Source organism: Nonomuraea longispora (assembly GCF_004348345.1).
Classification (GTDB): Bacteria; Actinomycetota; Actinomycetes; order Streptosporangiales; family Streptosporangiaceae; genus Nonomuraea; species Nonomuraea longispora.
The window spans coordinates 20,105-46,415 of sequence record NZ_SMJZ01000048.1 but is presented as its reverse complement, the minus strand read 5'-3'; the positions used below and the strand labels follow the sequence as shown (position 1 = coordinate 46,415).

Below are 26,311 nucleotides of genomic sequence, written 5' to 3'. Positions count from 1 at the left end.
GCTCGCGGGTGCGGGGGTGGGCACCGTCCGGGTGTTCGATCCGGGGGTCGTCCGGCCCGGCGACATCACGCCCGGCGGCCTGACGTGGGCGGAGCTGGGCCTGACCCGCGAGGCGGGTGCGGTCGCGGTCGCGAGCAGGCTCACCTCCGGCGGGCGTACGCCACCCGTTCCCGCGCCGGCGGCACGGTCACGGCCGGTGGTTCGGTCGCCATCGCCCGTGCCGGAGCCGGCCCGGGCCTCCCGGGCGGTCGCCGACGCCGGCCGGCCGTCCCCGCCCGTCCCCGGGTGCGAGCCACGCGGAGAGGGGGAGTTCGCGCCGGCCGTCAACGCGTTGGCGGGAGGGCCGTATCTCGGGGACGCCACAGACCGGCCCGACCTGGTGGTCCTCGCGCCGGTCGGCCCGCTGGACGGGGTGCTGGTCAACGAGCTGACCGCGCTGGGCATCCCGCACCTCCTGGCGACGGCCTTCGAGGGCCATGGCATTCTCGGCCCGCTGGTCCTGCCCGGGCAGAGCGCGTGCCTGCACTGTCTCGACCTGACCAGGCGCGACCACGACCCGGCTTGGCCTATCGTCACAGCGAGGCTGGGTGGTTATCCGCCCGGCGAGATCGCCTGCGATTCGACGCTGGCCGCCCTGGTCGCGGCCGCGGCAACCGGCCACGCGCTTGCTCATCTCGATGGCCGGGAGTCCGTTGTGACCAACGGCACAGTGGACGTAACCCCTGATTGGCGTTGGAGAAGGCGGTCTTGGACCATTCACCCGCAATGTCGTTGTATGCGAAACAATCCTTATTCGCGCAGAATGGTCATGGCATGACAACCACGACTGACGTGCTCAGGGACTGCCACGAAGGGGGGAAGCGGATCTTCCGGGGTTCGCGCATCAGTGTGAGCGATCTTCCACGCCGGGCCGTCACGCGCTCCGCCAAGTTGGCCGCCCTTCCGCTGAGTTTCGCCGGACGCACCGCCCTGGGGCTGGGCAAACGCCTCGGCGGCAAGTCCGCCGAGATCGTGGCGCAGGAGGTGCAGCAGCGTACCGCCGAGCAGGTTTTCAAGGTGCTGGGTGAGCTCAAGGGCGGCGCGATGAAGCTCGGGCAGGCGCTGTCGATCTTCGAGGCGGCACTGCCACAGGAGATCGCCGGGCCTTACCGCGCCACGCTGACCAGACTGCAGGACGCCGCTCCCCCGCTTCCCACGTCCACGGTCCACACCGTGCTCACGGAACAACTGGGTGACGACTGGCGGCAGCACTTCCTGTCGTTCGACGACCAGCCGACGGCCGCCGCCTCGATCGGCCAGGTGCACAGGGCCGTGTGGCACGACGGCCGCGACGTGGCCGTCAAAATCCAGTATCCCGGGGCGGGCAAGGCGCTGCTCGGCGACTTCGCGCAGCTGGCGCGCCTGGGCAAGGTGTTCGGCACGCTGCTGCCCGGCCTTGACATGAAGGCCGTGCTGAGCGAGCTCCGGGAGCGGATCGCCGAGGAGCTCGACTATCTGAGGGAGGCCGAGGCGCAGCACGCGTTCGCCCTGGAGTTCGACGGCGACCCCGACTTCCACGTCCCCGACGTCGTCGCGGCCAACGAGATGGTGCTGGTCAGCGAGTGGATGGACGGCACACCGCTGTCCCGGATCATCGCCGAGGGCACCAAGGAGCAGCGCGACCGGGCCGGCCTGCTGTTCGTGCGTTTCCTCTTCTGCTCCCCCGCGCGCGTCGGCATGCTGCACGCCGACCCCCACCCCGGCAACTTCCGCATGCTCGACAACGGCAAGCTCGGCGTGCTCGACTTCGGCGCGGTCAACCGCCTGCCCGACGGCTACCCCAAGTCCTTCGGCCAGCTGACCCGCATCTTCAACCAGGGCGACATGGACACCGTCATGCGGGGCCTGCGCCGGGAGGGCTTCATCCGCGACGACATCGAGATCGACCCCGACGCGTTGCGGGCCTTCCTCGCGCCCTATGTCGAGCCGACCGCGGTGGAGGAGTTCACGTTCAGCAGGGAGTGGTTGCAGGCGCAGGTCGCCAGCGTCACGGATCTCCGCCCCACCAACGTGGTCCGCCAGCTCAACCTGCCGACGTCGTACGTGCTCATCCACCGGGTGCATGCGGCGGGTGTGGGCGTGTTGTGCCAGTTGGGCGCCACGGCACGTTTCCGCGACGAGGTGATCCGCTGGGTTCCCGGTTTCGCCGACGACCCCGACGACGAGGCCTTGGCCATCGGCTGACGACGGACCGTCCGCGCCTGGCGGGAGGTGTGCGCACGCCGCACGTGGCCTGATCGATCTCTTACGCCGCCTGCCTCGCCGGAGGGGTGCCGGGACGCGCGACTGAGCGGAGTTGGAAGATGAGAATTCGACGCCCCCTCTACCTTTACTTGACTACTATGTGTAATGATTCAAATACAGATAGTCACCGACTTGAGAGGGCCCCATGGACCGATCCGCGCGCCTGCTAGCAGTTACCGCCCTGGTGGCAGCGGGTCTGATGTTCGCCACCACCACCACGGCGCACGCCGTCATCGATCCGGTGGCCGCCCTCGGCTGCCTCACCTCGAACGTCGGCGAGCTCACCACCCTGGTCGACCCGTCGGGGCCGGGCATGACCGCCGAGATTCCCACCACTCACTGCCTGGCCCCCTGACTGTTCCCGTGCCTTGAAGTGGAGGCACGGGCGAGATCGTGACGAGTGGTCCGGCTGCCCCATCGGATCGCTCGGCGCGCGCGAGGCACGACGCCCCACACCCCTGCTGCAGGCGTCCGACATCCTGCTTCGCGATCCGGCAGAGCTGCCCAGCGGCGCCGTCCCGCGAGATCCGACCGTCCGCACGGATCACCCGGAAGGCCTCCGCTGGGCAGCTCGTCATTCACCGGTGAGGTTCGCGCCGGAGGCATCGTGTGAACTCTTTCCCGGAGCAACGTGGTCTGTGAGCAGACACGGGGTCCGTTGGTTGCGGGTGACGCGGAATCCCTCCGCCCAGGCGTTTGCGTGCGGCTGCTCGCCCGGCGGGTCCGGCACGGGTTCGCCGGGGTTCGTGGCAGCGATTGTGCCTGGTGCTTCGGGGGTTGGTGTGTGGGGGCGTCGTGCGTACCGGCTTGATGGTTCTTGCCGGAGGAAAAGGGAGAGCCGGGCGCTGTCGCGCCCGGCTCTTGGACTGTTCGGCTCCTAGGGGGAGATCCTGCGTCGGCGGCAGGACCGCCCGCATCAGAACGGGTGGCTCATGGCCTTGCGGAGGCGCTCGTTCGCCCGCCTGACCCTGCGCCGTGCCCGCTGCACGCGAAGGACACGCGCTATGAGGCGTTGCTCCTCCGCCTCACGATGGAGCGTTTGTATTCGGTCATTGACCAGGTCATGGATGAGATCCGGCACTGCGAGGCTCCTCGTCGACTGAGTGATCATCGTTTTTCGCTTTCTTGCTCGTGGGTGCGGTGGTTCAGGCAGCGACCGGGTGCTTGCGCGGACGCCCACGCGGACGCTTGCGAGGAATGATGGTTCCCCTGAGGATGAGCTCGCCGCCCCAGACGCCCCACGGCTCCTCGCGCTCGAGCGCACGAGCCAGGCAGGCCTTCTGGATCGGGCAGCCGCCGCAGAGAGCCTTCGCGAACTCCACGTCCTCCGGCGACTCGGCGAACCACAGGTCAGGGTCGGTACGACAGGGGATTTCGGCTTCGTCGATCAGGTCCATGATCGTCTTCGCCCCCATCTGCTTTCTCCTTTGATCGATCTTTGATCTTGTTCGGGCACCTCGTGGGTGGTCGGGGGATCACGGACAAACAAAAAGACCGCGGATCCTGTCTGCGGATCCGCGGCCTGGTCGGTCTTCCCGGTCAGGTTATGACCGGGGTATCCCGCCAGGGATGCGGACCGCGCAGTCCACCCTTGGTGAGCTGGTTGGCCGGCAGTTCGATACGAGCGGTGTAGACAGGGGCTCCCTGTGCAGCAGCGGCGGCACCGGAGTGGGCGTGCGCATAGGCGGCGGCCTGACTACGGACAGACTTCTCCTGCCGGGACTGCGTGGGACCATCAACGAGTCTCACCGCGTCACGGCATGCGGAGGCGAGCCACTTCGTGGCTGGCATCTTGATGCTGATCACAGTGACTCTCCTCCCTCTGAGATCGTCTGAGCAGGACTGCCCGACTCGCTTGACCAAGACCCTAAACCGGGAACGCAGGAACCGGCAACATATTTTCTACCTGCGATTTCGTTACATTCGACAGGCTTCTCGGCCACCGATGGACAGATGGTCCGCGCCTACTTCGTACGGCGGATCATCGCCTCCTGGACGACCGAGACCACAAGCTCGCCTGACGCGTTGAACATCTCACCCCGCGCGAGGCCCCGCGCCCGCCCCGACCATGGGGACTCCTGTGCGTACAGCAGCCAGTCGTCGGCCCGGAACGGCCCGTGGAACCACATGGCGTGATCCAGTGAGGCGCCCACGATGTCCGAGGCTCCCCACGCCATGCCGTGCGCCAGCAGTATCGTGTCGACCAGGGTGAAGTCGGAGGCGTACGCGGCCAGCACGACGTGCAGCAGCGGATCGTCGGGCAACTCGGCGTCGTAGCGGAACCACACGTTCGTCTCGGCGCTGCGCAGCTCCGGATTCCGGTACGCCTCCCAGGTGAGCGGCGAGGCGTACCGCGCGTCGACCGGGCGCGGGCGCGACAACCAGTCGCGCAGGTCAGGATGATCAACGACCAGCTCGTGCATCCTGTCGTGGAACGTGGGCAGCGTCGCGGGATCCGGCACCACCGGCATCACGGACGCCTGGTGTGTCACCCCCTCCTCGGCCACGTGGAACGACGCCGACATCGTGAAGATCGCCTTGCCGTGCTGGACCGCCACGATGCGGCGTGTGGTGAACGAACGGCCGTCGCGGAGTCGGTCGACGTTGTAGACGATCGGGATGGACGGGTCGCCCGGGCGGATGAAGTAGGCGTGAAGGGAGTGCACGTTGCGGTCTTCGGGCACCGTACGGCCGGCCGCCACCAGGGCCTGGGCCGCGACCTGGCCGCCGAAGACCCGCTGAATGCGCTCTTCCGGGCTTCTCCCCCGGAAGATGTCCAGCTCGATCTGCTCCAGGTCGAGCAGGTCCAGCAACTCCTTCAGCGCCTCGTTCACGTGTCGGTCCCCTTCGTTCTCCGGTGGTGGGACAAGTGTGACGTGCCGCTTGGTCCAGAACACAGGTGGGTCTGGCTTGTCTGATGATTCCTGGCCGGGGTTTCGCCGGGGTTACGGGTAGCGGGCATTTCGGACGCTTCGCCGATCGGGCCTCATGCCGCATGGTCGGCGGCCCCGTGCCGTGGCGGGCTGTTCGCGTGTTCGGGTTGCCGTCCGTGGTGTGGTCGCTGGTCAGGCGGTGGCGATCTCCACGTGGGGGGTGTGGTTGCCGGACAGGAATGCCGCGAGCGCCTGCCCCTCGTCGGCGACGGCGTCGCGGTCGGCCCGGGAAAGGGGGAGCAGAGGCGTGACGTGCACGGTGGTGTCCTTGACGGTCCAGGTCGCGGCGACCCGGCCGTCTACCAGGACGACACGTTCCCCGGCCACGGACAGCCCGCGGTGGGCGTCGTCGACGATGCGGCTGCGGTCGTGGTAGCCGAGCAGCGCGTTGTCGAAGGCAGGCAGAAACCGGACCGGGGCCGGTGTGCCGGGGTCGGGGCGCGGCGCGTCGGGAAGGTCTAGGAGTTCCCGGCCCCTCTCGTCGCGGAAGGTGATCAGCTCGCCGCGTATCGCGGCGACGGCTGCGGGCAGTCCGGACAGGCCGGACCATGCGCGCAGGTCGGCGGTGGCGGCGGGGCCGAACGCGGCGAGGTAGCGGCGTACGAGGGATCGGCCCGCCGGGTCGGAGCCGTCCGTGGTGGGCGGGTCGATGTCGCGGCCCACCCAGGAGGCAAGGAGTACGTTGCGCGCTCCCGCCCTCTCGCGCCATAACCCGCGCGGCGGGACCTGCACCATCGGGATGAGCGCGGCGACCAGCAACTCGCCCAGCGGTCGCGGCCCCGGCTCCGGCCAGCGGTCGGCGACCGCCCGCGCGAGCTCGGACATCGTACGGGGCCGTCCGTCGGCCATCACCTCGAGGCCCGCCGCGGCGAGTGCGTCGAGGTCGACCCCGGCGAGTTCGCGGCGGTACGTTCCGAGCACCCGCTGGCGCAGCATGGCGTTGTGGCGGGCCCGCCAGGCCAGGACGTCCTCGGCGGTCATCAGGTGGACGGTGCGGCGCATGAGATGGGTGCGCACCACGCTGCGACGTACCAGCAGGTCGGAGAGCACCGCCGGGTCGAAGGCGCGCAGGCGCGACCAGAGCCCGGCGAACGGCTCCTGCGGTTCCTGGGCCTGCAGGCCGCACAGGTGCCCGACCGCCTCCAGGACCGGGAGGTCGGCGCGGTCGAGCAGCAACTGCCGGGCCAGCGTCGCGCGGTTGAGCGCCCTGGTGTCGAGAACGGTCATCGGATCACCATGCCGCGACGCGCTCCCCGGCTGGTTCGGGGGGCGTCGAGCGGTCGGAGGGGGTTTTCGGGGGTCATGGTCTGATCCCATCGAGTACGTCGAGGTGGTCCATGGTGCTTTCCGGGCGGCCGCCACCCGAGGCGTCGGCCCTGTCGTTCGGTTCCTGGAGCCAGCGTCGCAGGAGTGGCGGACAGGATGTGGCCGCTGCCGCTGTCCGGCCCACGATCGTTGCGGCGTACCCGTCGAAGGAGGACTGCGGAGCCGGCGAGGACTTCCGACCGGCGGCTGGGAGGGCCCAGGCCGCGGGTGTGGTGCGGGCCGCCCCCAAGGGTTCACGGGGCGCGGACGTACGCGGCCGGGGCGCGGTGTGCCAGGACCCGGCCGGGGCCTGATCTCCGCCCGCCGGGTGACCCCGTCGCGGTCCACCTCGATCGCGTAGTCGACGGCCCAGGTCAGGCCGTCCTCGGCGGCCGTCGTGCAGCCCTCGATGCGGTGCCCGCCGCCGCCCGCCTGACGGAAATAGGCCACCTCGAAGCCGGTGCGTGCGCCGAGGTGCCCCAGGCGGCGGTCTCCGGGGCGGTGCGAAGGCCATGGACATGAGTGTGTCAGCTGCTGGCGACCGGAGCGGGATGGTCAGGAGTGGCGGCAGAGGGCGAGGACGGCTTCGCCGTACCGGTCGAACTTGACCTTGCCGATGCCCGTGATCGACAGCAGTTCCTGTTCCGTCTCGGGTGCTCGTTCCGCGATCGCCTGGAGGGTGACGTCCGTGAAGACGACGTACGGCGGGATCTTGGCTTCCTTGGCCGTGGTCGTACGCCAGGCCTTGAGACGTTCGAGGAGGGCCTCGTCGTAGTCGGCGGGGCAGGTGGAGCAGCGGCCGAGTTTCTGTTCGGCGGCGGCCACCAGCGTTTTGGCGCAGACGCGGCAGCTGACCGGCGCGGCCACCTGGCGGCGTTCGCGGGACGGCGGGGTGAGGCGGGCCGGGGAGGAGGAACGGCCGGTGAGGCCGTCGAGGAACCGGGAGGGGCGGCGGCTCTTGCGGCCGCCCGGGGCGCGGGCGAGGGCCCAGGACAGGGAGAGGTGTTCGCGGGCGCGGGTGATGCCGACGTAGAGGAGGCGGCGTTCCTCCTCGATCTGGTCGGGGGTCTCCGCGTAGATGATGGGCATCATGCCGTCGGTCAGGCCGACGAGGAACACGGCGTCCCATTCCAGGCCCTTGGCGGCGTGGAGCGAGGCGAGGGTGACGCCCTCGACGGGCGGGGCGTGCTGCTCGGAGGCGCGGCGTTCGAGCTCGGCCACGAAGGTGGGCAGGTCGGCGCCCTCGGCGGCCATGTCCTCGGCGAGGTCGGCCACGGCTTTCAGCGACTCCCACTTCTCCCGGGCCTTGCCGCCTCCTGAGGGAGGTGCGGGAGTCAGGCCGATGCCGGCGAGGATGTGGTGGACCTCGGAGGCCAGGGGTTCGCCCGCGGCGGAGCGGGCCGCGCCGCGCAGCAGGACGACCGCCTGGCGGACCTCGGGCCGTTCGAAGAAGCGTTCGGCTCCGCGCAGGACGTAGGGGATCTCAGCCTTGGACAGGGCCTCCTCGTAGGCCTCGGACTGGGAGTTGACGCGGAAGAGCACGGCGATCTCGCGCGAGGGCACGCCTTTGTCGAGGAGCTTCCTGATGGCTCTGGCCACGCCCGCGGCCTCGGCGGGCTCGTCGTCGTGGTCGGCGAAGGCCGGTTTGGGACCGTCGGGACGCTGGGCGAGGAGTTCGAGGCGGTGGGGGGTCCTGCCCTTGGCGATGACGAGGTTGGCCAGGTCGACCACCTGGGGGGTGGAGCGGTAGTCGCGCACCAGCTTGATGACGGCGGCCTCCGGGTGCTCGACCGCGAACCCGGTGAGGTAGCGAGGGCTGGCGCCGGTGAAGGAGTAGATCGTCTGGTTGGGGTCGCCGACCACGCAGATGTCGTCGCGCCCGCCGAGCCAGGTGTCGAGCAGGAGCTTCTGCAACGGGTTGACGTCCTGGTATTCGTCGACGACGAAGTAGCGGTACTGCTGGCGGATCTGGGCCGCCACCTCCTGGTGCTCGGTCATCACGGCCGCGGTCAGTTCGAGGATGGTCTCGAAGTCGACCAGGTGGCGCTCGCGCCTGATCTGTTCGTACGCGTCGTAGAGGCGGGCCACCTCCTCGGCCGGCACGGGAGGCGTACGGTGGTGTTTGGCCGCCGCCGCGACGTAGTCCTCCGGACCGATCTGGGTGACCTTGGCCCATTCGACCTCGGCGGCGATGTCCCGCAATTCGGACCGGTCGGGGTTCCTCCTGACCTGGCGGCAGGCCTCCACCAGCACCGGCAGCTTCGACTCGATGACCGAGGGCGCCTCGCCGCCGATGACGCGCGGCCAGAAGTAGGTGAGCTGGCGCAGCGCCGCCGCGTGGAAGGTGCGCGCCTGCACCCCGGGCGCGCCCAGCGCGCGCAGCCGCTGGCGCAGTTCCCCCGCCGCGCGCGTGGTGAAGGTCACAGCGAGGACGCTGCGGGCCTCCACGACGCCGCTGCGGACCGCGTACGCGATGCGGTGGGTGATCGCTCTGGTCTTGCCCGTGCCCGCGCCCGCCAGCACGCACACCGGCCCGCGTACGGCCTCGGCGACCGCCCGCTGCTCGGGATCAAGACCGATCAGAACGTCATCCACGTTGTTCACCCGTACATATTCCCAAGGAGTGGCGGCCATGCGCCCTATTCTGGCAACATGCCTGCCGGCGTATGTTCATAGCCAACAAGATGCAAACTACTGGTCTCTTCCCCCACAATGGGGCCGACCATCTGCATGGGGGAAAGGAAGACCGTGCGAACTGCGGTTTCCGTGGGTGTTCTGACGCTCGCTGCCGTTGTGGCCACACCGGTCGTCGCCGCAAATGCGACCAAGGAGCCCACACCAGGTCCTACGGTGAGTTCTCCCCTGAATCCAGACGGGCTTGGGGGCCTCGCGTTAGAAACCGTCGCGTACGGCCGCCACAAGCGCCAGAGCATGGACGTGTGGTGGACGCCCGACGGCATGGAGCGCCCGGGTGTCTTCCTGGTCCACGGCGGTTGGTGGTCCAGCGGCGACAAGAGATACATGAAGGAGATCACGCGGAGCTACGCCGAGCTCGGCTACACGGTCTTCAACCTCAACTACCGCCTGTCCGGCGACGCGGCCTGGCCGGCGCAGCGCACCGACGCGCTGGCCGCGATCGCGACGGCCCGCAAGCACGCCGACAGGTGGGCGTTCGACCCGAGCAACTACGTGGTGGTCGGCTTCTCCGCCGGCGGCCACATCGCGGCCGCCGTCGGCACCTACGGCGACGGCGTCTCCGGTCTCAAGGGCGTGGTCGGCCTGTCGCCGATCACCTCGCCGCTGCGCGCCTACGCCGACGGCGCGAAGGCCGTCGAACGCAACAAGCGCAAGCTGCGCAACGCCGCCATCCGCCTGGCGGGCGGCTGCCATCCCAAGGGCAAGTGCTCGCGCGTGTGGGCCAGCATGGAGGTGGCCTGGCACGCCAGCCGCAAGGACGCGCCGGTGCTGGCCGTGCACTCGAAGAACGAGTTCGTGCCGCCGGTGCAGAGCCAGCTGCTCAAGCAGATGCTGGGCCAGGTCGGCGTCCCCGTGACGGTTTACGCCGCGCCGGGAAGCAACCACAGCGCCCCTCTCTACCGCATGCCCGGCGTGGCCGAGCGCGTGCAGGCCTGGATCGCCGAGCGCATCGGCTAGAAGTCCGGGGATTAAGCGGCGGGGCCGCGTTGTTGCACCGAGCGCCTGTCTTCCTGACCTTGGAGGGATGTCCCAACATGGCGCTCACGATCTACAGCACCACGTGGTGCGGCCCGTGCAAGCGGCTCAAGTCTCAGCTGGCTCGCGAGGGCATCGGTTTCGACGAGGTCGACATCGAGCGTGACCCCGCCGCCGCGGAGTTCGTGATGAGCGTCAACAACGGCAATCAGGTGGTGCCGACCGTGGTGATCGACACGCCGGGCGGCCGGGTCGTGCGCACCAACCCGTCGGCCATCGAGGTCAAGGCCCTGCTCGCCCCCGCCTGATCACCAGTCGCCGGTCAGCTCGCCGCCGTACCACGTCTCGATCAGGCGGCGGGCGATCGACACCGGCGGCGGCAGACGCAGCTCGCCCGAGTCGAGCGCCCGCGTCAGCTCCTCGCGGGAGAACCAGTGCGCCTCGGAGATCTCCTCGGCGTCGGGGGTCAGGGTGGTCGTCGTGGCCTCGGCGAAGAAGCCGAGCATGAGGCTGCGCGGGAACGGCCACGGCTGGCTCCCGAGATAGCGCGGGTTGACCACGGTGATGCCGACCTCCTCCGCCACCTCGCGGGCGACGGCGGCCTCCAGCGACTCGCCGGGCTCCACGAAGCCCGCGAGGATCGACAGGCGGCCCTTCGGCCACTGCGGCCCGCGGGCGAGCAGGCAGCGGTCGTCGGGGGCGCGGATCAGCATGATCACGGCCGGGTCGACGCGTGGGAAGTGCTGGCTGGAGTCCTGCGGGCAGACGCGGATGTGGCCGCCCGCCTGGATCGTGGTGCGGGTGCCGCAGCGCGGGCAGAACTCGTGGGTTGCGTGCCAGGCCTCCAGCGCCACGGCATAGACCAGCAGGCCCGCGTCGCGGTCGCCGAGCAGGCCGCCCACCTGGCGCAGCCCGGCCGGCACAGGCACGCCCTCTGGCGTGTCGCGCAGGCTCGTCGGCACCGTCACGCGGCCGTTGCCCGCGCCCTTGGGGATGCCGGGCAGCGGCGCGGCGACCGCGAAGTAGGCGGCTGCGCCCTCCGTGCCCAGCAGGTAGCGCGGCCCCGGAGGCGCGTCCTCGGTGGTGAACAACACCGCCCGCACCTCATCGCCCTGCCTGGCCACCAGGGTGTGACCGTTGTCGATCACCAGCACCCTGGTCGCCGGATCCGACCACGCCTGCTCCAGGCGGCGCTCGTCAGCCCGCAACAGCGCGGATCTGTCGATGGTGCCGCGCGCCAGGAGCAGCGGTCCGATGAGTTGCTCTTCCGCGGTCGTTCCCACAGGTCGTTCCCCTCCCGAATCCCATGTCATCCTATGACCTCGCACTTGGCGGCCGATTAACCTAACCGGGGGACGCGATGATCTCTCTGGGCTAGGATCAAGGAGTTAGGTAAGGCTTACCTGATTCTCCTGGGGGTCCTCGCGTGCGGCTCTACCTGACCGCGCTCAAACCGACCGACTCCGTGACGGACGGCTTCCTGCCCGCGGCCCACGCGCTGGGCTGCGAGGTGACGATCCTGACGGACCGGCCCGAGCGGCATCCGTACGCGGTCGCGTGCGACGTGCGGGATCCGCGCGCGCTGATCGACACGGTCGAGCAGCTCGGCAGGCCCGACGCGATCTTCTCCAACTCCGACCATCTGCAGGCGGAGACCGCGCTGGCCGCGGCCTACTTCGGGCTGCCCGGCAAGGACTGGCGGGCCTGCGTGGCCGCCAAGAACAAGTTCCTCATGCGGCGCAGGCTGCGGGAGGCGGGGGTGGAACAGGTCTTCACCGTACGCCTCGCGCCCGGCGACCCGGTGCCCGGCGACCCGCCCTACCCAGTCGTGCTCAAGCCGCGCGAGGGCGTCGCCAGCGAGGACGTCATGCTCGTCGAGCACGGCCTGGACCGGGCCGTGGCCGAGGTCAGGAAGCGGCGGCCGGGCGAGGCGCTGGTCGTGGAGGAATACCTCGAAGGGCCGCTGCGCACGCTGGAGACGCTGGGCGACGGCACCGGGCTGCGGGTGCTCGGAGGGTTCGAGACGACGCTGGGGCCGCTGCCGTACTTCGTCGAGGAGCGGCTCGACTGGTCGCCCGGCGGGCCGCACGAACACGTGCTGGAGGCGCTGCGAGCGCTCGGCGCCGGGTTCGGGGCCTGCCACACCGAGTACGTCCTCACCCCGCGCGGGCCGAGGATCGTCGAGGTCAACTACCGGGTGATCGGCGACCACTGCGACTTCCTGCTGGGTGACGTGCTCGGGGTGCCGCTGTTCGCGTGGATCCTGCGCGTGCACCTCGGCGAGCCGGCGCCCGCCGTCCCCGCGGCCACCGCGTACGGAAGCGCGGTCAGCCTGGTCGCCGACCGGCCGGGGACGGTCAAGCAGGCGCCCGGTCACGAGTCCGTCGACGCCGGAGACGTACGGCTCTGGCACCGGCCGCTGCGGGCGGTCGGCGACGCCGTCTCCCTCACCCGCACCAACCGCGACTACCTGGGCGTCGTCCGCGCGGTCGGGCCGGACCGGGCGCGGGTCGACGCGGCCATCGCGGACTACCGGGCCCGCCGGCCGTGGGTGCTCGAATGAGCGCCAGGGAGGCCTACCTCGCCGCGCGGGTGCTGAACGCCCTGCTGCGCGAGGACTACGGCGGGCTGGCCTCCCGCGTCACCAGGAGCAGGGAGGGCGTCGGGCTGATGCTGGCGGACGGCCGCTGGGTGCGGCTCGCGCCGGGGCTGCTGTTCCAGGACTTCGTGGTCGCCGAGGGCGAGCGGCTGGGCCTGGAGCAGGTGCTGGAGACACTCGTCGAGGTGGCCGACCCCGCCGACGCCGAGGGGGTCTCCGCCTTCTTCGAGGAGTGCGTGGCGGCGCTGGCCGCGCTGGAACTGCACGACACGCGGGCGGAGGAGGTGCTGGCGCGGCGGCCGTCGTACGAGACGCGGGCCGCCTTCGTGGACCATCCGGTCTATCCGACCTCCCGCGCCCGTCCGGGGTTGTCCGAGGACGAGCTGGTGGCCTACGCGCCCGAGTTCGAGCCCTCCTTCGAGCTGTGGTGGGCGGCAGTGCCGCGCGGCGCGCTCGCGCCGGGCTCCGCCGTGCGCCTGCCGGCGGAGGCCGACCCTGGCCTGCCAGTGGGGGCCGGCGAGGCGTTGTTCCCCGTGCACCCGCTGACCGCCGGGGAGGTGCGGAAGATCGACGGCGTACGCCTGCTCGGCCAGGCGGCGGTCACCGTGCGCCCCACCCTGTCCATGCGGACCGTCGAGGTCACCCCCCGCCTGCACCTCAAGCTGCCTTTGCCGATCAGCACGCTGGGTGCCGCGAACCGCCGCTCGATCAAGCCCGGCACGCTGCGCGACGCCGCCGCGGCCGAGCTGCTGCTGCGCGAGCTGGCCGATCCTGACGTGCTCCTGGCCGACGAGCAGACCTACGCGCAGACCGGGGACGAACACCTCGCGTGGATGGCCAGGCGGCTGCCCGAGGGCGACGTCGTGCCGGTCGCCGCGCTCAACGCGCCCGGCGTGCTCGACGAGGTGGGCGATGTGGTTCCCGGCTATCTGCGGCTGCTGCTGCGGTGGAACGTACGGCTCTTCGTCCGCTACGGCGTCGCGCTGGAGGCGCACCAGCAGAACCTCGCCCTGGTCCTCACCGGCGACCGGATGCGGCTGCTCGTCAAGGACAACGACGGGCTGCTGGCCTCACCGGCGCGGCTGGCCGCCGCCGGGGTGGCGGTGCCGGAGTTCGGGGACGAGCGCATGCTGAACGACGACCCGCACGCGCTGGCCGACGTGTTCGTCACCATCACGCTGCACCTGGCCGCCGCGGCGGTCACGTTCGGGGCGCTGCCGCACGCCCGCGCGTCCGCGTTACTGCGTGACACGCTGGCCGAGGCGCTCGCCGAGTACGGCGACGACCCCATGGCCAGGCTCCTGCGCGCCAGGACGCTCGACGCCGCCAGGCTGACCGGCAAATCCATGATCACAGCCGGGACGCTCGTGGCGAAGGAGCGGTCCGGCGCGCGCGACGTCAACAAGTTCTACGGGACCAGCGGGCCCAACTATCTGAGGAGAGCGTGAATGCCGAGCCTTGAGGGACTGGCCGTCGAGGCGCCCTCCGCCCTGGCCGAGGAGGCGACGCTGGCGGCCCTGTTGCGCTGCTGCGTGCGGGAGGTGGCAGGGCCGCGCGGCCTGGTGTGGCCGGCGCCGCCCTACCTGCTGCTGCGGGTCGCGGGCACGCTGCTGCGCGTACGCGCCCACGGCGGCGCGGCGCTGCGTTTCGAGGGCCCGCCCGAACGCCTGGCAGACGGCGCGTGGCAGGTGCTGACCACGGAGGAGCTGATCGGGCTGGCCGAGAGCGAGCTGGGAGGCCCGGAGGCCGGGCACAACGGCGAGTTCGCCGGTCAGGTGCGAGCCAGCAGGGCCGCCGTGGCGGCGATCCTCACGGCCAGGGGCTCGGCCGTGCCGCCCGCCGACCCGTGGCTGGCGTCGGAGCAGGCGCTCGTGTACGGCCATCCGTTCCATCCCAGCCCCAAGGCGCGGGGCGGGGCCGGCTGGCTGCGGTACGCGCCCGAGGCGCACGCGGAGTTCCCCGTCAGGCTGCTCGGCGTGCGGGCGGACCTCGTCGCGCAGGACGGCGACACGTCGGCGCTCGACGCGATGGGCGACGCCCCGGCGGGCTACCGGCTGCTGCCCGCGCATCCGTGGCAGCTCGACCTGCTGGGGCCCGCGTTCGGGGCCGAGCTGGTCGATCTCGGGCCGGGGCCTGTCGTGCAGCCGACCTCGTCCGTGCGGACGGTGTACGCCCCGGAGGCGGAGGTCTGCCTGAAGTTCTCCCTGGACGTACGGATCACGAACTGCGTGCGGAAGAACGCCTGGTACGAGCTGGCCGGAGCCGTGGAGCTGACCAGACGCCTCGAACCCATATTTCGGGACGTGTCGGCCAGGCATCCCGCCACCCGCTGGCTGCCGGAACCCGGCTACCGTTCGGCCACCCTCGGCCCGCGGCTGCTCGAAGGGCTGGGCGTGATCGTCAGGCAGAGCCCGTGGGCCGTGTGCTCCCCCGGCGTGACCCCGACGCTGGCCGCCGCGCTGGCCCTCGACGCCCCCGCCCTGGATCCGCGTGCCTGGTGGCGGGCGTACGTGCGGGTGGTGGCGCTGCCGGTGCTGGAGCTGTACTTCACGCACGGCGTGGTGCTGGAACCCCACCTGCAGAATGTCCTGGTCGGGCTGGACACGACCGGCCTGCCCGCGCAGGCCGTCTTCCGCGACCTGGAGGGCGCCAAGCTCGTCGAGGGCAGGCACGACCTCGGCGGCCTGCACCCCGACGTCGCCGGAGCCCTCACCTACGACTCCGAGCGAGGCTGGGCCCGCGTGGTCTACTGCCTGCTCGTCAACCACCTGACCGAGATCGCCGCGACGCTCGCCGGGCCCGACGACGCGCTGCTGCGCGCGTTGTGGCGGATCGCCCGCGACCAGCTCGCCCGCCAGGCCGGCGAGCTGGGCCGGCCGCTTCCCCTGTCGGACCTGCTGGCCGGCGCGCCGCTGCCGGCCAAGGCGAACCTGGGCGTGCGCTGGGCCAGGGCGGCCGACCGTGCCGCCGGTTACGTCCCGATCGCGAACCCGCTGGCATGATCAGCGCCCGCGTCCAGGAGGCCGTCACACGCCTGCCCGCGCTCCCCGCCTACCTCTATGACCTGCCCTCGCTGGACGAGCACGTCGCGTCCGTACGGCGGGCTCTGGGGGCGGCCGAGCTGTACTACGCCGTCAAGGCCAACCCCGACGCCGAGCTGCTGCGGGTGCTGGCCGGCCACGTGGACGGGTTCGAGGTGTCGTCAGGCGGCGAGCACGCCCACGTCACCGGCCTGTTCCCCGGCATGCCGGTGGCGCTCGGCGGCCCCGGCAAAACCGACGCGGAGCTGCGCCTGCCGCACCACCGCATCCACGTGGAGTCGCCGAACGAACTGCGCCGCCTGCTCGCCACGGGCCGGGAGGCCGACGTGCTGCTCCGGCTCAACCCCGACCTGCCCGTGGAGGGGGCGGCGCTCACGATGAGCGGGCCGTTCGGCATGGACGAGGAGGCCGTGGCCGAGTGCCTGCCGCTGTTCGGCGAGCGGGTACGGCTGCGCGGTCTGCACACCCACCTGGCCAGCGGGCTGGACGCGGAACAGTTGCTGCGGTTGGCCGGGGCGCTGCTGGAGGGCGCCTACGACGAGGTCAACCTGGGTGGCGGCATGGCGGTCTCCTACGCCGAGCCGCGGAGGAGGTTCGACTGGAAGGCCTACGGGGCCGGGCTGGCGGAGCTGGGCCGGGGGCGGCGGTTGCGGATCGAGCCGGGCCGGGCGCTGACCGTCTACTGCGGCTGCTATGTGACCAGGGTCGTGGACGTGAAGCGGGTGCGCGGCCAGGCGTACGCGATCGTGCTGGGCGGCACGCACCACCTGCGTACGCCGGCCACCAAGGGCCACGACCAGCCCTTCACCATCCTGCCCACGGGTGAGGGGCCGGGCGTCGGGGACGAGCCGATCACGTTCGTCGGCCAGCTATGCACCCCGAAAGACGTTTTTGCCCGAAATATCGTGACCACGGTCCGGGTGGGCGACACCGTGGTCTTCGAGATGGCCGGCGCCTACGCCTGGAACATCTCCCACCACGACTTCCTCATGCACCCGAAGCCGGCGTTTCACTATCTGCGATCCTGACGCTCTCGATGAGCGCCACCAGGCCGTCGGCGTCGAGCAGGTCGACCGGGCGCACCGTGCGGTTGGCGCGTACGTAGTGGAAGGCCGCGCCCACCCGCTCCAGCGGCACACCCGCCAGGTGCGACCAGGCCAGCCGGTACGCCGCCAGCTGCACCGACGCCGCCCTTGCCTGCTTGCCCCTGGGCGGCTGCCCGGTCTTCCAGTCGACGACCTCGTAGCCGCCGGGCCGCTCGAAGACGGCGTCCATCCGCCCGCGCACCAGCCGGTCGGCGATCATGGTCTCGAACGGCACCTCCAGGTCGACCGGCCGCCGGTCGGCCCACTCGCTCTCCTCGAACCGCTCCTGCAGCTCGGCCAGGCGCACGTCGGCCTCTTCGAGCTCGTCGTACAGGTCGAGCTCGAAGTCGTCGATCAGCCGCTGCTGCTCCCAGCGCGTCTCCAGCCACTTGTGGAACGACGTGCCGCGCCGGGCCAGCGGCGCGGGCTTGACCGGGACGGGACGGCGGATCCTGCGGGCCAGCTCGCGCGCGTCGGCGGCCAGCGTGACCAGCGACGACACGGTCAGCTTCGCGGGCAGCTCGACAGTCGTGGAGGGCCGGCGCCGGTGCAGCTCACGCTCGCGCAGCAGCAGGTCGGTGTCGCGTTCCCAGGCGCGCAGGCGCTCCTCCTCGAACGAGCGCAGCGGCTCGCCGGCCTCTTCGTCGCCGGCGGGCGAGCCGCCGAGGTCGCCGGACAGGGCGTTCTCGACCATGCGGGCGCCGTCGAGCACCGACTCGTAGCGCAGGCCCTCGGGCGTGACCGGCCAGACGGCCTCGGCCGGCTCGGCGAGCAGCGGGTTGGTGGCGCCCTCCGCCAGGTCGCCGGCCCAGAACGCGACGCGGTCGGCGGTGTCGCGGATCTCCAGCAGGAAGTCGGACGGCTCCAGCGGCCTGGTCGCCGTGCCCCAGCGGTAGCCGGAGGCGATCAGGTGATAGTGGGCCCGGGTCACCGCGACGTACGCGAGCCTGCGCTCCTCCATCAGGTCGCGCTCGCGGCACCGCTCGTCGAAAGCGGCCAGCTCCTCCTTGCTCAGCCCGCCCAGTCTGGGCAGGTCGGCGGCGTCGCCGCGCAGGGAGTAGGGGAGCTTGCGCGGGTTCTCCGTCCAGCGGCTGTTCATGACCGGGGTGGCGGGGAACACGCTGCCCGTGGCGATCGTCCCCTTCGAGCTGACGAGCTGCGACAACCCCGGCACCACCACGATCGGCCATTCAAGCCCCTTGGAGGCGTGCACGGTCATCAGCTTGACGCTGTTGCTCTCGCCGACCCGGCCGGCTTCCAGCCCGAACTCCTCGCTCTCCGCCGCCTGAAGGTAGGCCAGGAACGCGCCGAGCGTCGGATCCTCCGAGTCGCCCGCGAACCTGGACGCCGCGTCGAGGAACGCGTCGAGGTCGGCCCGCGCCGCGAACGCGCTCGCCGTGCCGCTTCGCGCGGCCACCTCGACGTCGAGGCCGAGCCGCCGCTCGACCTCGCTGATCAGGTCGGGCAGCGGCTGCGCGGTGTGGGCTCTGAGCTGGCGCAGCTCGTGGGCGAGCGCGACGAGCCTGGTGCGGGCCGGCGGCGAGAACGCCTCCAGCCACTCCTCCCTGTCGGGCAGTTCGTCCAGCGCGTCGACCAGGCTGCCCCGCTCCTCCGCCAGGTCGGCCACCACCTGGTCGAGCGGGTCGTCCTCGCGGTGGCTCTCGCTCAGCTCGCGGGCCAGCACTCTGGCCTGCTCCCCCAGCACCCGCAGGTCGGCGGGGCCGATGCGCCAGCGCGGCCCCGCCAGCAGCCTGGCCAGCGCGTCGCCGGCCGTGGCGTCGTAGAGGACGCGGAGAGTGGCGACGATGTCGCTGACCTCGGGCACGGTGAGCAGGCCGCCGAGGCCGACCACCTCGACCGGGATGTCGCGCTGCTCCAGCGCCCCGCGCAGCGCCGGGAACTGCGAACGCTTGCGCGCCAGGATCGCGACGTCCTGCGGCTGCACGGCGATCGTCTTCTTTCGCTCCTTCTCGCCCCAGGGCATGCCGTCGGGGGCGACCTCCTGGCCGAGGATCCTCGCGACGCCGTCGGCGATCCACGCGGCCTCGTCGTCGGCGGTCTCGTGGAAGGCGCAGGTGACGCGGCCCCGGTCGACGCGGTTGGGGCCGGGGACGAGCACCGGCACCTCGCGGGCCTCCATACGCAGCGGGAGCTGGACGCGGGCGGCGACGTCGAGGACGCGGTCGCCGTTGCGGAAGCTGACGCTGAGCTGCCGTACGGCGGCGAGATCGCCCGACCTTGTACGGAAATCTCGGGAAAAGCGGCGGAGGTTGCCGGAGGAGGCGCCGCGCCAGCCGTAGATCGACTGGCACGGGTCGCCCACGGCGGTCACCGGATGGCCGCCGCCGTAGAGCGAGCGCAGCAGCACGAGCTGGGCGTGGCTGGTGTCCTGATATTCGTCGAGCAGCACCACGGAGAAGCGGGCGCGCTCGATCTCGCCGACCTCCTTGTGGTTCGCGGCGATCCTGGCGGCCAGCGACATCTGGTCGCCGTAGTCGATGACCTCACGCCGGCGCTTGAGCCGTTCGTACGCCTCCACCAGCGGCAACAGCTGCTCCCGCGCCTCCTGGACACTGAGCGGCCTGCGCTGCGCGAGCGTGGTGCGGCCGGGCAGCCCCGCCAGGCGCTCCTTCAGCCACCCGCCCAGCCGCCTGACGTCGGAGGGCGAGCGCAGGTGCTCCGACAGCTCGCCCGCCAGCTCCAGCACGGCGGCCGTGACCGACGGCGGGCCCAGCTCGATCTTGTCCATCGGCCCGTCGTACATCGCGACCACCCGCGAGGCGAGCTGCCACGACACGGCGGGCGTGACCAGGCGCATGGTCGGCTCCAGCCCTTCGCGCAGCGCGTGGTCGGTCACCAGGCGGGAGGCGTAGGCGTGGTAGGTGGACACGGTGGGCTCGTTGTCGAGCGCGCCCGGCTCGACCAGGCCGGCCTCCGCCAGGCCGGACAACCGTTCCCTGACCCTCGTGGCCAGCTCGGCGGCGGCCTTGCGGGTGAACGTCAAACCCAGCACGTTCTCCGGCCTGACCAGGCCGTTGGCGACCAGCCAGACCACGCGGCCTGCCATCGTCTCGCTCTTGCCCGAGCCGGCGCCCGCCATGACGACGGTCGGCTCCAGCGGGGCCTCGATGACCGCGGCCTGTTCGCGGGTGGGGGGCAGGATGCCCAGCTTGCCGGCGAGTTCGGCCGGGGTCAGCACACCTGGCCTCCGTTGTCGTTGACCGGGCAGCTCGCCCTGGCCGCGCAGGTGCGGCAGCCGTCGTTGACCTTGGCCTGGAAGAACGGGCCCGACATGCCGGTCGCCACGGTGTCGACGAGGTCGGCGGCCCAGCCTGGGTCGCGGTCGTCGGCCAGCGCTCCCTGCCGCTGCTCCAGCGCGTCCTTCTTGCCCGCCGCCTTGCCGAGCTGCACCAGCGCGGCGCCGCCGGGCTCGGTCATGCCGTGCCGGGCGAACGCGCCGAGCAGCGCGGCGAGCTGGTAGACGCCCAGCTGCGGATGGCGGTCGAGGTCGCCGGCCTTGGGTTTGGCGCCGCCGGTCTTGAGGTCGATGATGACCGCGCGATTGCCGGAGTCGCGCTCGACCCGGTCGACCCGGCCCTTGATCTGCACCCCGTCGGAGAGCATCGCGGTGAACGCCTCCTCCAGCGCCACCAGCTCGCGCGGGTTCTCCTTGTGCCAGCGCAGGAACTTGCCGATCATCTGCTCGGCGACCTGGCGCTGCTTGCGGTTGTACCAGACACCGCCGAAGTCGAGATCGTTCCACACCTGGTCGAGGCGGTGGCCGAGGAGGTCCTCGCTGGGCAGGTCGGTGGCCGCGAGGACGGCCAGCGCGTGGATGACGTTGCCCAGGCCCTGGGCCGTGCTGGTGCCCGCAGCCCCGACGGCCGTCTCCAGGAGCCAGCGCAGGCCGCACTTGGTGAAGCTCTCGACCGCCGACGGCGAGATGCTGACGACCCCGTCGGGCCAGCTCAGGGGGCGGTCGTCGGAGATGGGGGTGAGGGCGTACCAGTCGTTGGGGTGGGCGCCCTGGACGCCCGCCGCGGCCAGGCGGGCGAGCTGGTGGGCCGCTTTCTGTCGCATCCTCGCCGGTTTGGTGGGATCGGTCACCGCGCTGCGCAGGTCGGCCACGAGCGCGGACATGGTGAGCCAGCGGGCGCGGTCGTCGACCGTGGCCGTCTCCACCGCGCCCGGCATCAGTTCGGACAGGAACCTCGACGGCCGTTCGTCGGTGTCGTCGCCTCCCACGGCCGTCACCACGAGCCTGCGCCTCGCCCTGGTGGCGGCCACGTAGAACAGCCTGCGCTCCTCGGCCAGCAGCTTGGAGACCAGCGACGCGGCGTTGGGCTCGGCGCCCTCGACCACCTCGACCAGGTCCTCGACGCCGAGCAGCGACCCGCGCAGGCGCAGATCGGGCCAGACGCCCTCCTGCACGCCCGCGACCACGACGACGTCCCACTCGAGGCCCTTCGAGCGGTGGGCGGTCAGCACGCGGACGGCGTCGCCGTCGGGCGCCCGGTCGGCCAGCGTGTCGCCGGGGATCTCCTGGGCGGCCAGGTCGTCGATGAACACCTCGGGGCCCGCCTTGGGCATGCGGTCGACGAACCTTGCCGCGTGGTCGAACAGCGCCACCACGGCGTCGAGGTCGCGGTCGGCCTGCGCGCCCCTGGGGCCGCCCGACAGGCTCAGGTCGGTCCAGCGCTCGGACAGGCCGCTGCCCTGCCACACGGCCCACAGCAGGTCTTCGGCGGTGCCCTCCTGCCGCGCGGCCTCCCTGGCGGTGGCGAGAAGCCTCGCGACCCGCTCGGCCGGAAGGGCGACGTGGGGCTCGACGCGGGTCAGCTCGCGCGCGTCCTGCACGGCCGCCACGAGCAGCTCGCCGGACGAGCGTGCCGCTGACGGCCGCTCGTCGTCACCGGTGCCCGTCTCGCGCAGCGCCGCCACGGCGTCGTTCTCGGCGATCTTGAGTGCGCGGCGGAGCCGGCGTACGCCGATCATGTCGGTGCCGCCGAGCGGGCCGGTCAGCAGCTCCTCCGCCACCGCCTCGTCGAGCTGGGACGGGTCGAGCGCGACCCGCAACATCGTGAGCAGCGGGCGCACACCGGGCTCCTGGGAGATCGGCACCTCGTCGCCCGCGATCATCGTCGGCACGCCCGCGTTGACCAGCGCCCGCCGCAGCAGCGGCACCTGGCGTTTGGCCGAGCGGACCAGCACCGCCATCCGGTGCCACGGCACGCCGTCGATCAGGTGGGCCCGGCGCAGGGTGTCGGCCACGATGGCGGCCTCCTGGCTGGTGCTGTCGGCCAGCAGCACCCGCACCTCGCCGGCCTCGGCCTCGGGCAGCGGCGTCAGGTCACGGTGGTCGTGCTCGTGACCGTGGACGTGGTCGGGCACAGGGGCGACCGGCAGCCGCGCGGCGAGCCTGCGAGAGGCCTCCAGCAGGCCGGCGCCGCTCCTGCGGCACACCCGCAGCGCCAGCACGGGCGCCGGGCGGCCGTCGCGCGCCGCGAACCGCTCGGGGAACTTCATGATGCCCTGCACGTCGGCGCCCCTGAAACCGTAGATCGACTGGTCGGGGTCCCCCACCGCGACCAGGTCGCGGCCGTCGCCGGCGAGCCGGGCGAGCAGCAGCTCCTGCGCCGGGTCGGTGTCCTGGTATTCGTCGACGAAGACCACGTCGTGCGCGGCCCGCTCACGCGCCAGCACACCGGGGCTGTCCAGCAGCGCCGAGGCGGCCCTGACCAGCTCGGCGTAGTCGAAGGTCTCCTCGGGGTCGAGGTCGAACCTGTCCTGGTAACGCCCGGCGAACCGACCGGCCGCCGCCCAGTCGGCGCGCCCGTGCCGCCGGCCGAGCGCAACCAGGCGCTCGGGGTCGAGGCCTCGCTCGTTGGCCCGCGACAGGAAGTCGCGCAGCTCCTCGGCGAACCCGCGCGTCCTGAGCGGCTCGCGCAGCGACGCCGGCCAGTCGAGCGCGCCGTTCTCCAGCTCGCCGTGGAGCAGCCGGCGGATCTCCAGGAGTTGCTCGGGACCGGTGAGCAGGCGCGGCGGCGGCCTGCCTTCGAGCACGGACTCGCGGCGCAGCAGGGCGTAGGCGTAGGAGTGGAAGGTGAGGGCGAGCGGGGTGCGGGTGGTGCGGCGCAGGCGGGCGGTGACCCGCCGGCGCAGCTCCTCGGCGGCCTTCCTGCTGAAGGTGAGGATGAGCACTCGCTCGGGGTCGATGCCCCGCCGCTCGATCCGGTGGACGACGCTCTCCACGATCGTGGTGGTCTTGCCGGTGCCGGGACCGGCGAGGACGAGCAGCGGGCCGCCCTTGTGCTCGACCACGGCACGCTGGTGCTCGTCGAGCACAGGAGGCACAACAGGGGCGCCATTGCCGCGACGCACCAGCCGCCAGGTCTGACCACTCACAACACTAGATTCCACCAGACCACAGGGGTAGATCGTGCCGACTTGCCCGGTCTCCCCGCACGATCCGCCTACCGTATCGAGGCAAATATCCAGATCCCCGGCGACACGCCGCCCCGCTGTTCGCCCTCGGCGTCACCTGTTCCGGCGCTCGCGGTCAGGGGAAGAGGTGGTCCACCACGCGCGCCGTGGCCTTGCCGTCGTCCTTGGGCGCGAACGTGGCGCGGAAGGCGTCGTAACGGTCCGCGTGTGCCGCCGCGACCTCGTCGATCGACCTGAGCGCGTCGACGACCTCGGCCGACGTCGACAGCACCGGCCCCGGCGCCTGCTCGGGCAGGTCGATGTAGAGGCCCCGCTTCGACGAGTATTTCGCCAGGTCGTAGCCGTAGAACACGATCGGGCGGCCGGTGCAGGCGAAGTCGAACATGACCGAGGAGTAGTCGGTAACGAGGACGTCGGTCACCAGCAGCAGCTCGGCGATATCCGGATATGTGGTGACGTCGCGGGCGATGTCGGGGACGGCGGGCATGGCCTGCATCGGGTGGGCGCGTACGAGGATCTCGTGGTCCGCGCCCAGCGCCTCGCGCGCCTTGGCGAGGTCGAGCTTGACCATGGCGTTCTTGCGGTCGTAGTCGCGCCACGTCGGCGCGTACAGGATCACCCGCTTGCCCGGCGCCAGCCCGAGACGTGCGCGCACCGCCGCCGCGAGCGCCTCGCGGTCGGGCGAGGTGAGCACGTCGTTGCGGGGCAGGCCGCTCTCCAGCACCTCGCCCTTGTAGCCGAACGCCTTGCGCAGCACAGGGGTCGCCCAAGGCGACTGCGACAGCAGCAGGTCCCAGCCGCGCACCTCCGCCGCCTGCCGGTGCCAGATCGGCGGCCTCGGGTCGCGCTGCATGTGGGGCTGGTCGTTGCCCATGTGCTTGGCCGGGGTGCCGTGCCACGTCTGCACCACGACCTGGTCCTCGCGGGCGCGGAACCACGTCGGCAGGAACGTGTTGGCGATGATGTGGCGCGACCTGGCCAGCGCCGCGTGGTGCTCACGGCTGCCCGCGCGCACGACGGTCGCGCCGCCCTGCGGCACGAACGCGCCGTCCTTGACGATCCAGATGTGCTCGCGGTCGTCGCCCCGCCGCAGACGCTCCTCGTAGATGGCGCGGACGCTGTCGGCGTACAGGCGGCCGTCGTTGACGACGTAGACGGTCGCGTCCGTCAGCGGCTCGGTGCGCTGGGCCGGGTAGAACACGCGGCGCAGCACATGAGTGCCGGCCACGCCGCGCTCGTCGGCGGGCCGGTCCTCGTCGACCGTCACCACCGGCACGTCGAACCGCGTGGAGATCATCCGGTACGTGCGCCCGTCGAACGTGCGCGGATCCTCGTCGAACCCGGGCAGCGCGGCATGGTCGACGCGCAGCGGCACGATCTCGCCCGAGGGGTGGCGCAGAGACATGTTCCAGGTGCCGGACGCCAGCGGCACGGCGTCGCCGAACCGGTCCATCCCCGCCGGCCGGACGCGTACGGTGAACGCGTCGCCGGACCGCTCCATGGGAATCCAGTAGGACAGCCCCGACCGGTGGCGCAACGTGAGCGTGCGGGGGCCGGCGGCGTCGGGATAGTCGCCGCGCAGGACCAGCTCCGGCCCCTCCCAGACCGCCGAGGTGATCACCGGCCGGATGCGGTGGGCGGAGACGACGACGCGGTCGCGCCGGTCGCCGAGCACGGTGATCTCGCGGTCGCCCACGGTCGTGCGGGTCTCCACCAGATCGGCGAGCATGACGGACGCGGCGGGGTCGCCCTTGGGCTCGACCCAGAGCCGCCGGCCGTCCTTCTCCTGCAACAGCGCGGGCACGGCCAGCCCGACGACGACCCGCGTGCCGTCGCCCGAAGGCGTGAAGTCGGCGGCGATGCGGTGGCCGCCCAGCCGGGCGTGGCCCTTGGTCACCGTACGGCCGGGCAGGGAGATCGTGAGCTCGAGGCGTTCGCCGTCGACGGAGACGCCCTTCAGCTCGGCCCGGTTGGGCTGGAGCACGATCTGCAGCGCCCTGTCGGACGTCCAGACCGGCCTGGCCCACCAGCCGGGCTTCAACCGGCGGCCGGCCGGCCGCTCCGCCCTGCCGATCGAGAAGCCGCGCAGCAGGCCGGTGGCCCGCGCGCCCCGGCTCCAGAACACGATCTCCGCGCGCCACGTCGTGGCGTCGGGCACGGAGGGCCGGTGGCGCATGCGGCGGCGTACGGCGGACACCGCGCCGCGCACGGCGCCGCGCCAGCGCAGCGACCACGGGCTGAGCTCCGCGGTGAAGCCGGACCAGTCGTAGTTGCAGCCGGGCTCGCGTGCCCCGTGGGTGGCCTCGGGAGCGAGGACCCGGCGCGTGCGCATGCGGATGGGCGGCAACCACCGGGGGCCGCGCAGCACCACGGTCGCCCAGTTGAACCTGCGGCTGCGTACGGACAGGCCCGCCAGGTAGGCGAAGCCGGTGACGCGCAGCTTGCCGTCGGCCCAGACGATGTCGTCGATGTGGGTCACGGGGACCAGGTCGGAGCGGCGCAGCCGTAGCAGGTCGGATGGCAGCTGGTCGCCGAAGGGCAGGTCGGCGTACCAGCGCAGGCCCTTGCGGATGCGCTTGGACGGCTCGGCCGCCGCGGCGACGACCGTGGTGAGCGTCTCACCCTCGACGAGCTCCTCGTCGGGGCGGTGCTCGATCAGGTGGCAGATGACGCGGCGCGCGACCGGCAGGTCGCGTTTGACGCGCGCGTCCACGCCCGCGAGGTAGGGGCGGACGAGCTCGAGCAGCTCACGCCGTCGCGCCGCGCCGCGTTTGACCGCGAGGTCGATGCGGCTCCCCAGGGAACCGCTCAGCACCTCGGTGTCGAACGCCGCGTCGCGACCGCCTGGGCCGACCGCTCGCATGACCGCTTCGAGAGGCTCGCCACGATCACAAAGATCTTGGACAGCCTTCAGGCGGTCGGCGAGCGAATCGCCGCCCTGGCTTCGGG

17 protein-coding genes and 1 pseudogene are annotated in these 26,311 nt (G+C 71.8%); 9 read left to right on the top strand and 9 right to left on the bottom strand.

Annotation, left to right across the window (positions count from 1 at the left end):
* From E1267_RS15220 to E1267_RS15210, 3 genes and pseudogenes are all read left to right on the top strand, one after another.
* A pseudogene (locus tag E1267_RS15220) lies at nt 1-817 on the top strand (hypothetical protein); the annotation flags it as partial.
* The gene (locus E1267_RS15215; protein ID WP_201761424.1) at nt 814-2,223 is read left to right on the top strand and encodes an ABC1 kinase family protein; all 1,410 of its coding nucleotides are present in this window, start codon (nt 814-816) and stop codon (nt 2,221-2,223) included. The pseudogene E1267_RS15220 and the gene E1267_RS15215, both read left to right, overlap by 4 nt.
* 205 nt (nt 2,224-2,428) lie before the next feature.
* Nucleotides 2,429-2,638, top strand: coding sequence for a hypothetical protein (locus E1267_RS15210; RefSeq protein WP_132333101.1), 210 nt, complete (start codon nt 2,429-2,431; stop codon nt 2,636-2,638).
* A 790-nt stretch (nt 2,639-3,428) separates the two neighbouring features.
* On the opposite strand, the gene E1267_RS15205 is transcribed toward E1267_RS15210, so the two are convergent.
* From E1267_RS15205 to E1267_RS15185, 5 genes are all read right to left on the bottom strand, one after another.
* Nucleotides 3,429-3,698 (bottom strand): WhiB family transcriptional regulator, encoded by a 270-nt coding sequence (locus E1267_RS15205; protein ID WP_132333100.1) that lies wholly within the window; start codon nt 3,696-3,698, stop codon nt 3,429-3,431.
* Between the two features lie 124 nt (nt 3,699-3,822).
* Nucleotides 3,823-4,089, bottom strand: coding sequence for a hypothetical protein (locus E1267_RS15200; protein WP_132333099.1), 267 nt, complete (start codon nt 4,087-4,089; stop codon nt 3,823-3,825).
* Nucleotides 4,090-4,247: 158 nt separating this feature from the next.
* Nucleotides 4,248-5,117, bottom strand: a complete 870-nt coding sequence (locus E1267_RS15195; RefSeq protein ID WP_132333098.1) for an acyl-CoA thioesterase — start codon at nt 5,115-5,117, stop codon at nt 4,248-4,250.
* Between the two features lie 231 nt (nt 5,118-5,348).
* Nucleotides 5,349-6,443 (bottom strand): winged helix DNA-binding domain-containing protein, encoded by a 1,095-nt coding sequence (locus E1267_RS15190; RefSeq protein WP_132333097.1) that lies wholly within the window; start codon nt 6,441-6,443, stop codon nt 5,349-5,351.
* Nucleotides 6,444-7,076: 633 nt separating this feature from the next.
* Nucleotides 7,077-9,155 (bottom strand): ATP-dependent DNA helicase UvrD2, encoded by a 2,079-nt coding sequence (locus tag E1267_RS15185; protein ID WP_132333096.1) that lies wholly within the window; start codon nt 9,153-9,155, stop codon nt 7,077-7,079.
* Between the two features lie 297 nt (nt 9,156-9,452).
* Here E1267_RS15185 and E1267_RS15180 point away from each other — a divergent pair, with 297 nt between their 5' ends.
* Nucleotides 9,453-10,175 carry an alpha/beta hydrolase gene (locus E1267_RS15180; RefSeq protein WP_246063891.1) on the top strand — a complete coding sequence of 241 codons (723 nt, stop codon included), beginning with the start codon at nt 9,453-9,455 and terminating at the stop codon, nt 10,173-10,175.
* Between the two features lie 77 nt (nt 10,176-10,252).
* A complete protein-coding gene (locus E1267_RS15175) occupies nt 10,253-10,501 on the top strand; it encodes a glutaredoxin family protein (RefSeq protein ID WP_132333095.1) in 249 nt (82 codons plus the stop codon).
* On the opposite strand, the gene nudC is transcribed toward E1267_RS15175, so the two are convergent.
* Entirely contained in the window at nt 10,502-11,476 is a 975-nt protein-coding gene (nudC, locus tag E1267_RS15170; protein WP_246063890.1) for an NAD(+) diphosphatase, read from the bottom strand.
* Nucleotides 11,477-11,619: 143 nt separating this feature from the next.
* Between nudC and E1267_RS15165 the strand changes: the two genes are divergently transcribed.
* From E1267_RS15165 to E1267_RS15150, 4 genes are read left to right on the top strand one after another with little or no spacing between them, the layout of a single operon-like run.
* Nucleotides 11,620-12,756: an ATP-grasp domain-containing protein gene (locus E1267_RS15165; RefSeq protein WP_132333093.1), complete on the top strand. Its 1,137-nt coding sequence runs from the start codon at nt 11,620-11,622 to the stop codon at nt 12,754-12,756.
* The gene (locus E1267_RS15160; protein WP_132333092.1) at nt 12,753-14,240 is read left to right on the top strand and encodes an IucA/IucC family protein; all 1,488 of its coding nucleotides are present in this window, start codon (nt 12,753-12,755) and stop codon (nt 14,238-14,240) included. The genes E1267_RS15165 and E1267_RS15160 overlap by 4 nt, the downstream gene beginning before the upstream one ends.
* Nucleotides 14,241-15,794: an IucA/IucC family protein gene (locus tag E1267_RS15155; protein WP_132333091.1), complete on the top strand. Its 1,554-nt coding sequence runs from the start codon at nt 14,241-14,243 to the stop codon at nt 15,792-15,794.
* Nucleotides 15,791-16,861 (top strand): type III PLP-dependent enzyme domain-containing protein, encoded by a 1,071-nt coding sequence (locus tag E1267_RS15150; RefSeq protein ID WP_132333090.1) that lies wholly within the window; start codon nt 15,791-15,793, stop codon nt 16,859-16,861. Before E1267_RS15155 ends, E1267_RS15150 begins: the two co-directional genes overlap by 4 nt.
* On the opposite strand, the gene E1267_RS15145 is transcribed toward E1267_RS15150, so the two are convergent.
* The 3 genes from E1267_RS15145 to E1267_RS15135 form a co-directional block, all read right to left on the bottom strand.
* Nucleotides 16,821-20,117, bottom strand: coding sequence for an ATP-dependent helicase (locus E1267_RS15145; RefSeq protein WP_132333089.1), 3,297 nt, complete (start codon nt 20,115-20,117; stop codon nt 16,821-16,823). The two genes, E1267_RS15150 and E1267_RS15145, sit on opposite strands and share 41 nt — an antisense overlap.
* A complete protein-coding gene (locus E1267_RS15140) occupies nt 20,111-23,263 on the bottom strand; it encodes an ATP-dependent helicase (RefSeq protein WP_132333088.1) in 3,153 nt (1,050 codons plus the stop codon). The genes E1267_RS15145 and E1267_RS15140 overlap by 7 nt, the downstream gene beginning before the upstream one ends.
* Nucleotides 23,264-23,477: 214 nt before the next feature.
* Nucleotides 23,478-26,225 carry a CDP-glycerol glycerophosphotransferase family protein gene (locus E1267_RS15135; RefSeq protein ID WP_132333087.1) on the bottom strand — a complete coding sequence of 916 codons (2,748 nt, stop codon included), beginning with the start codon at nt 26,223-26,225 and terminating at the stop codon, nt 23,478-23,480.
* Nucleotides 26,226-26,311 lie beyond the last annotated feature (86 nt).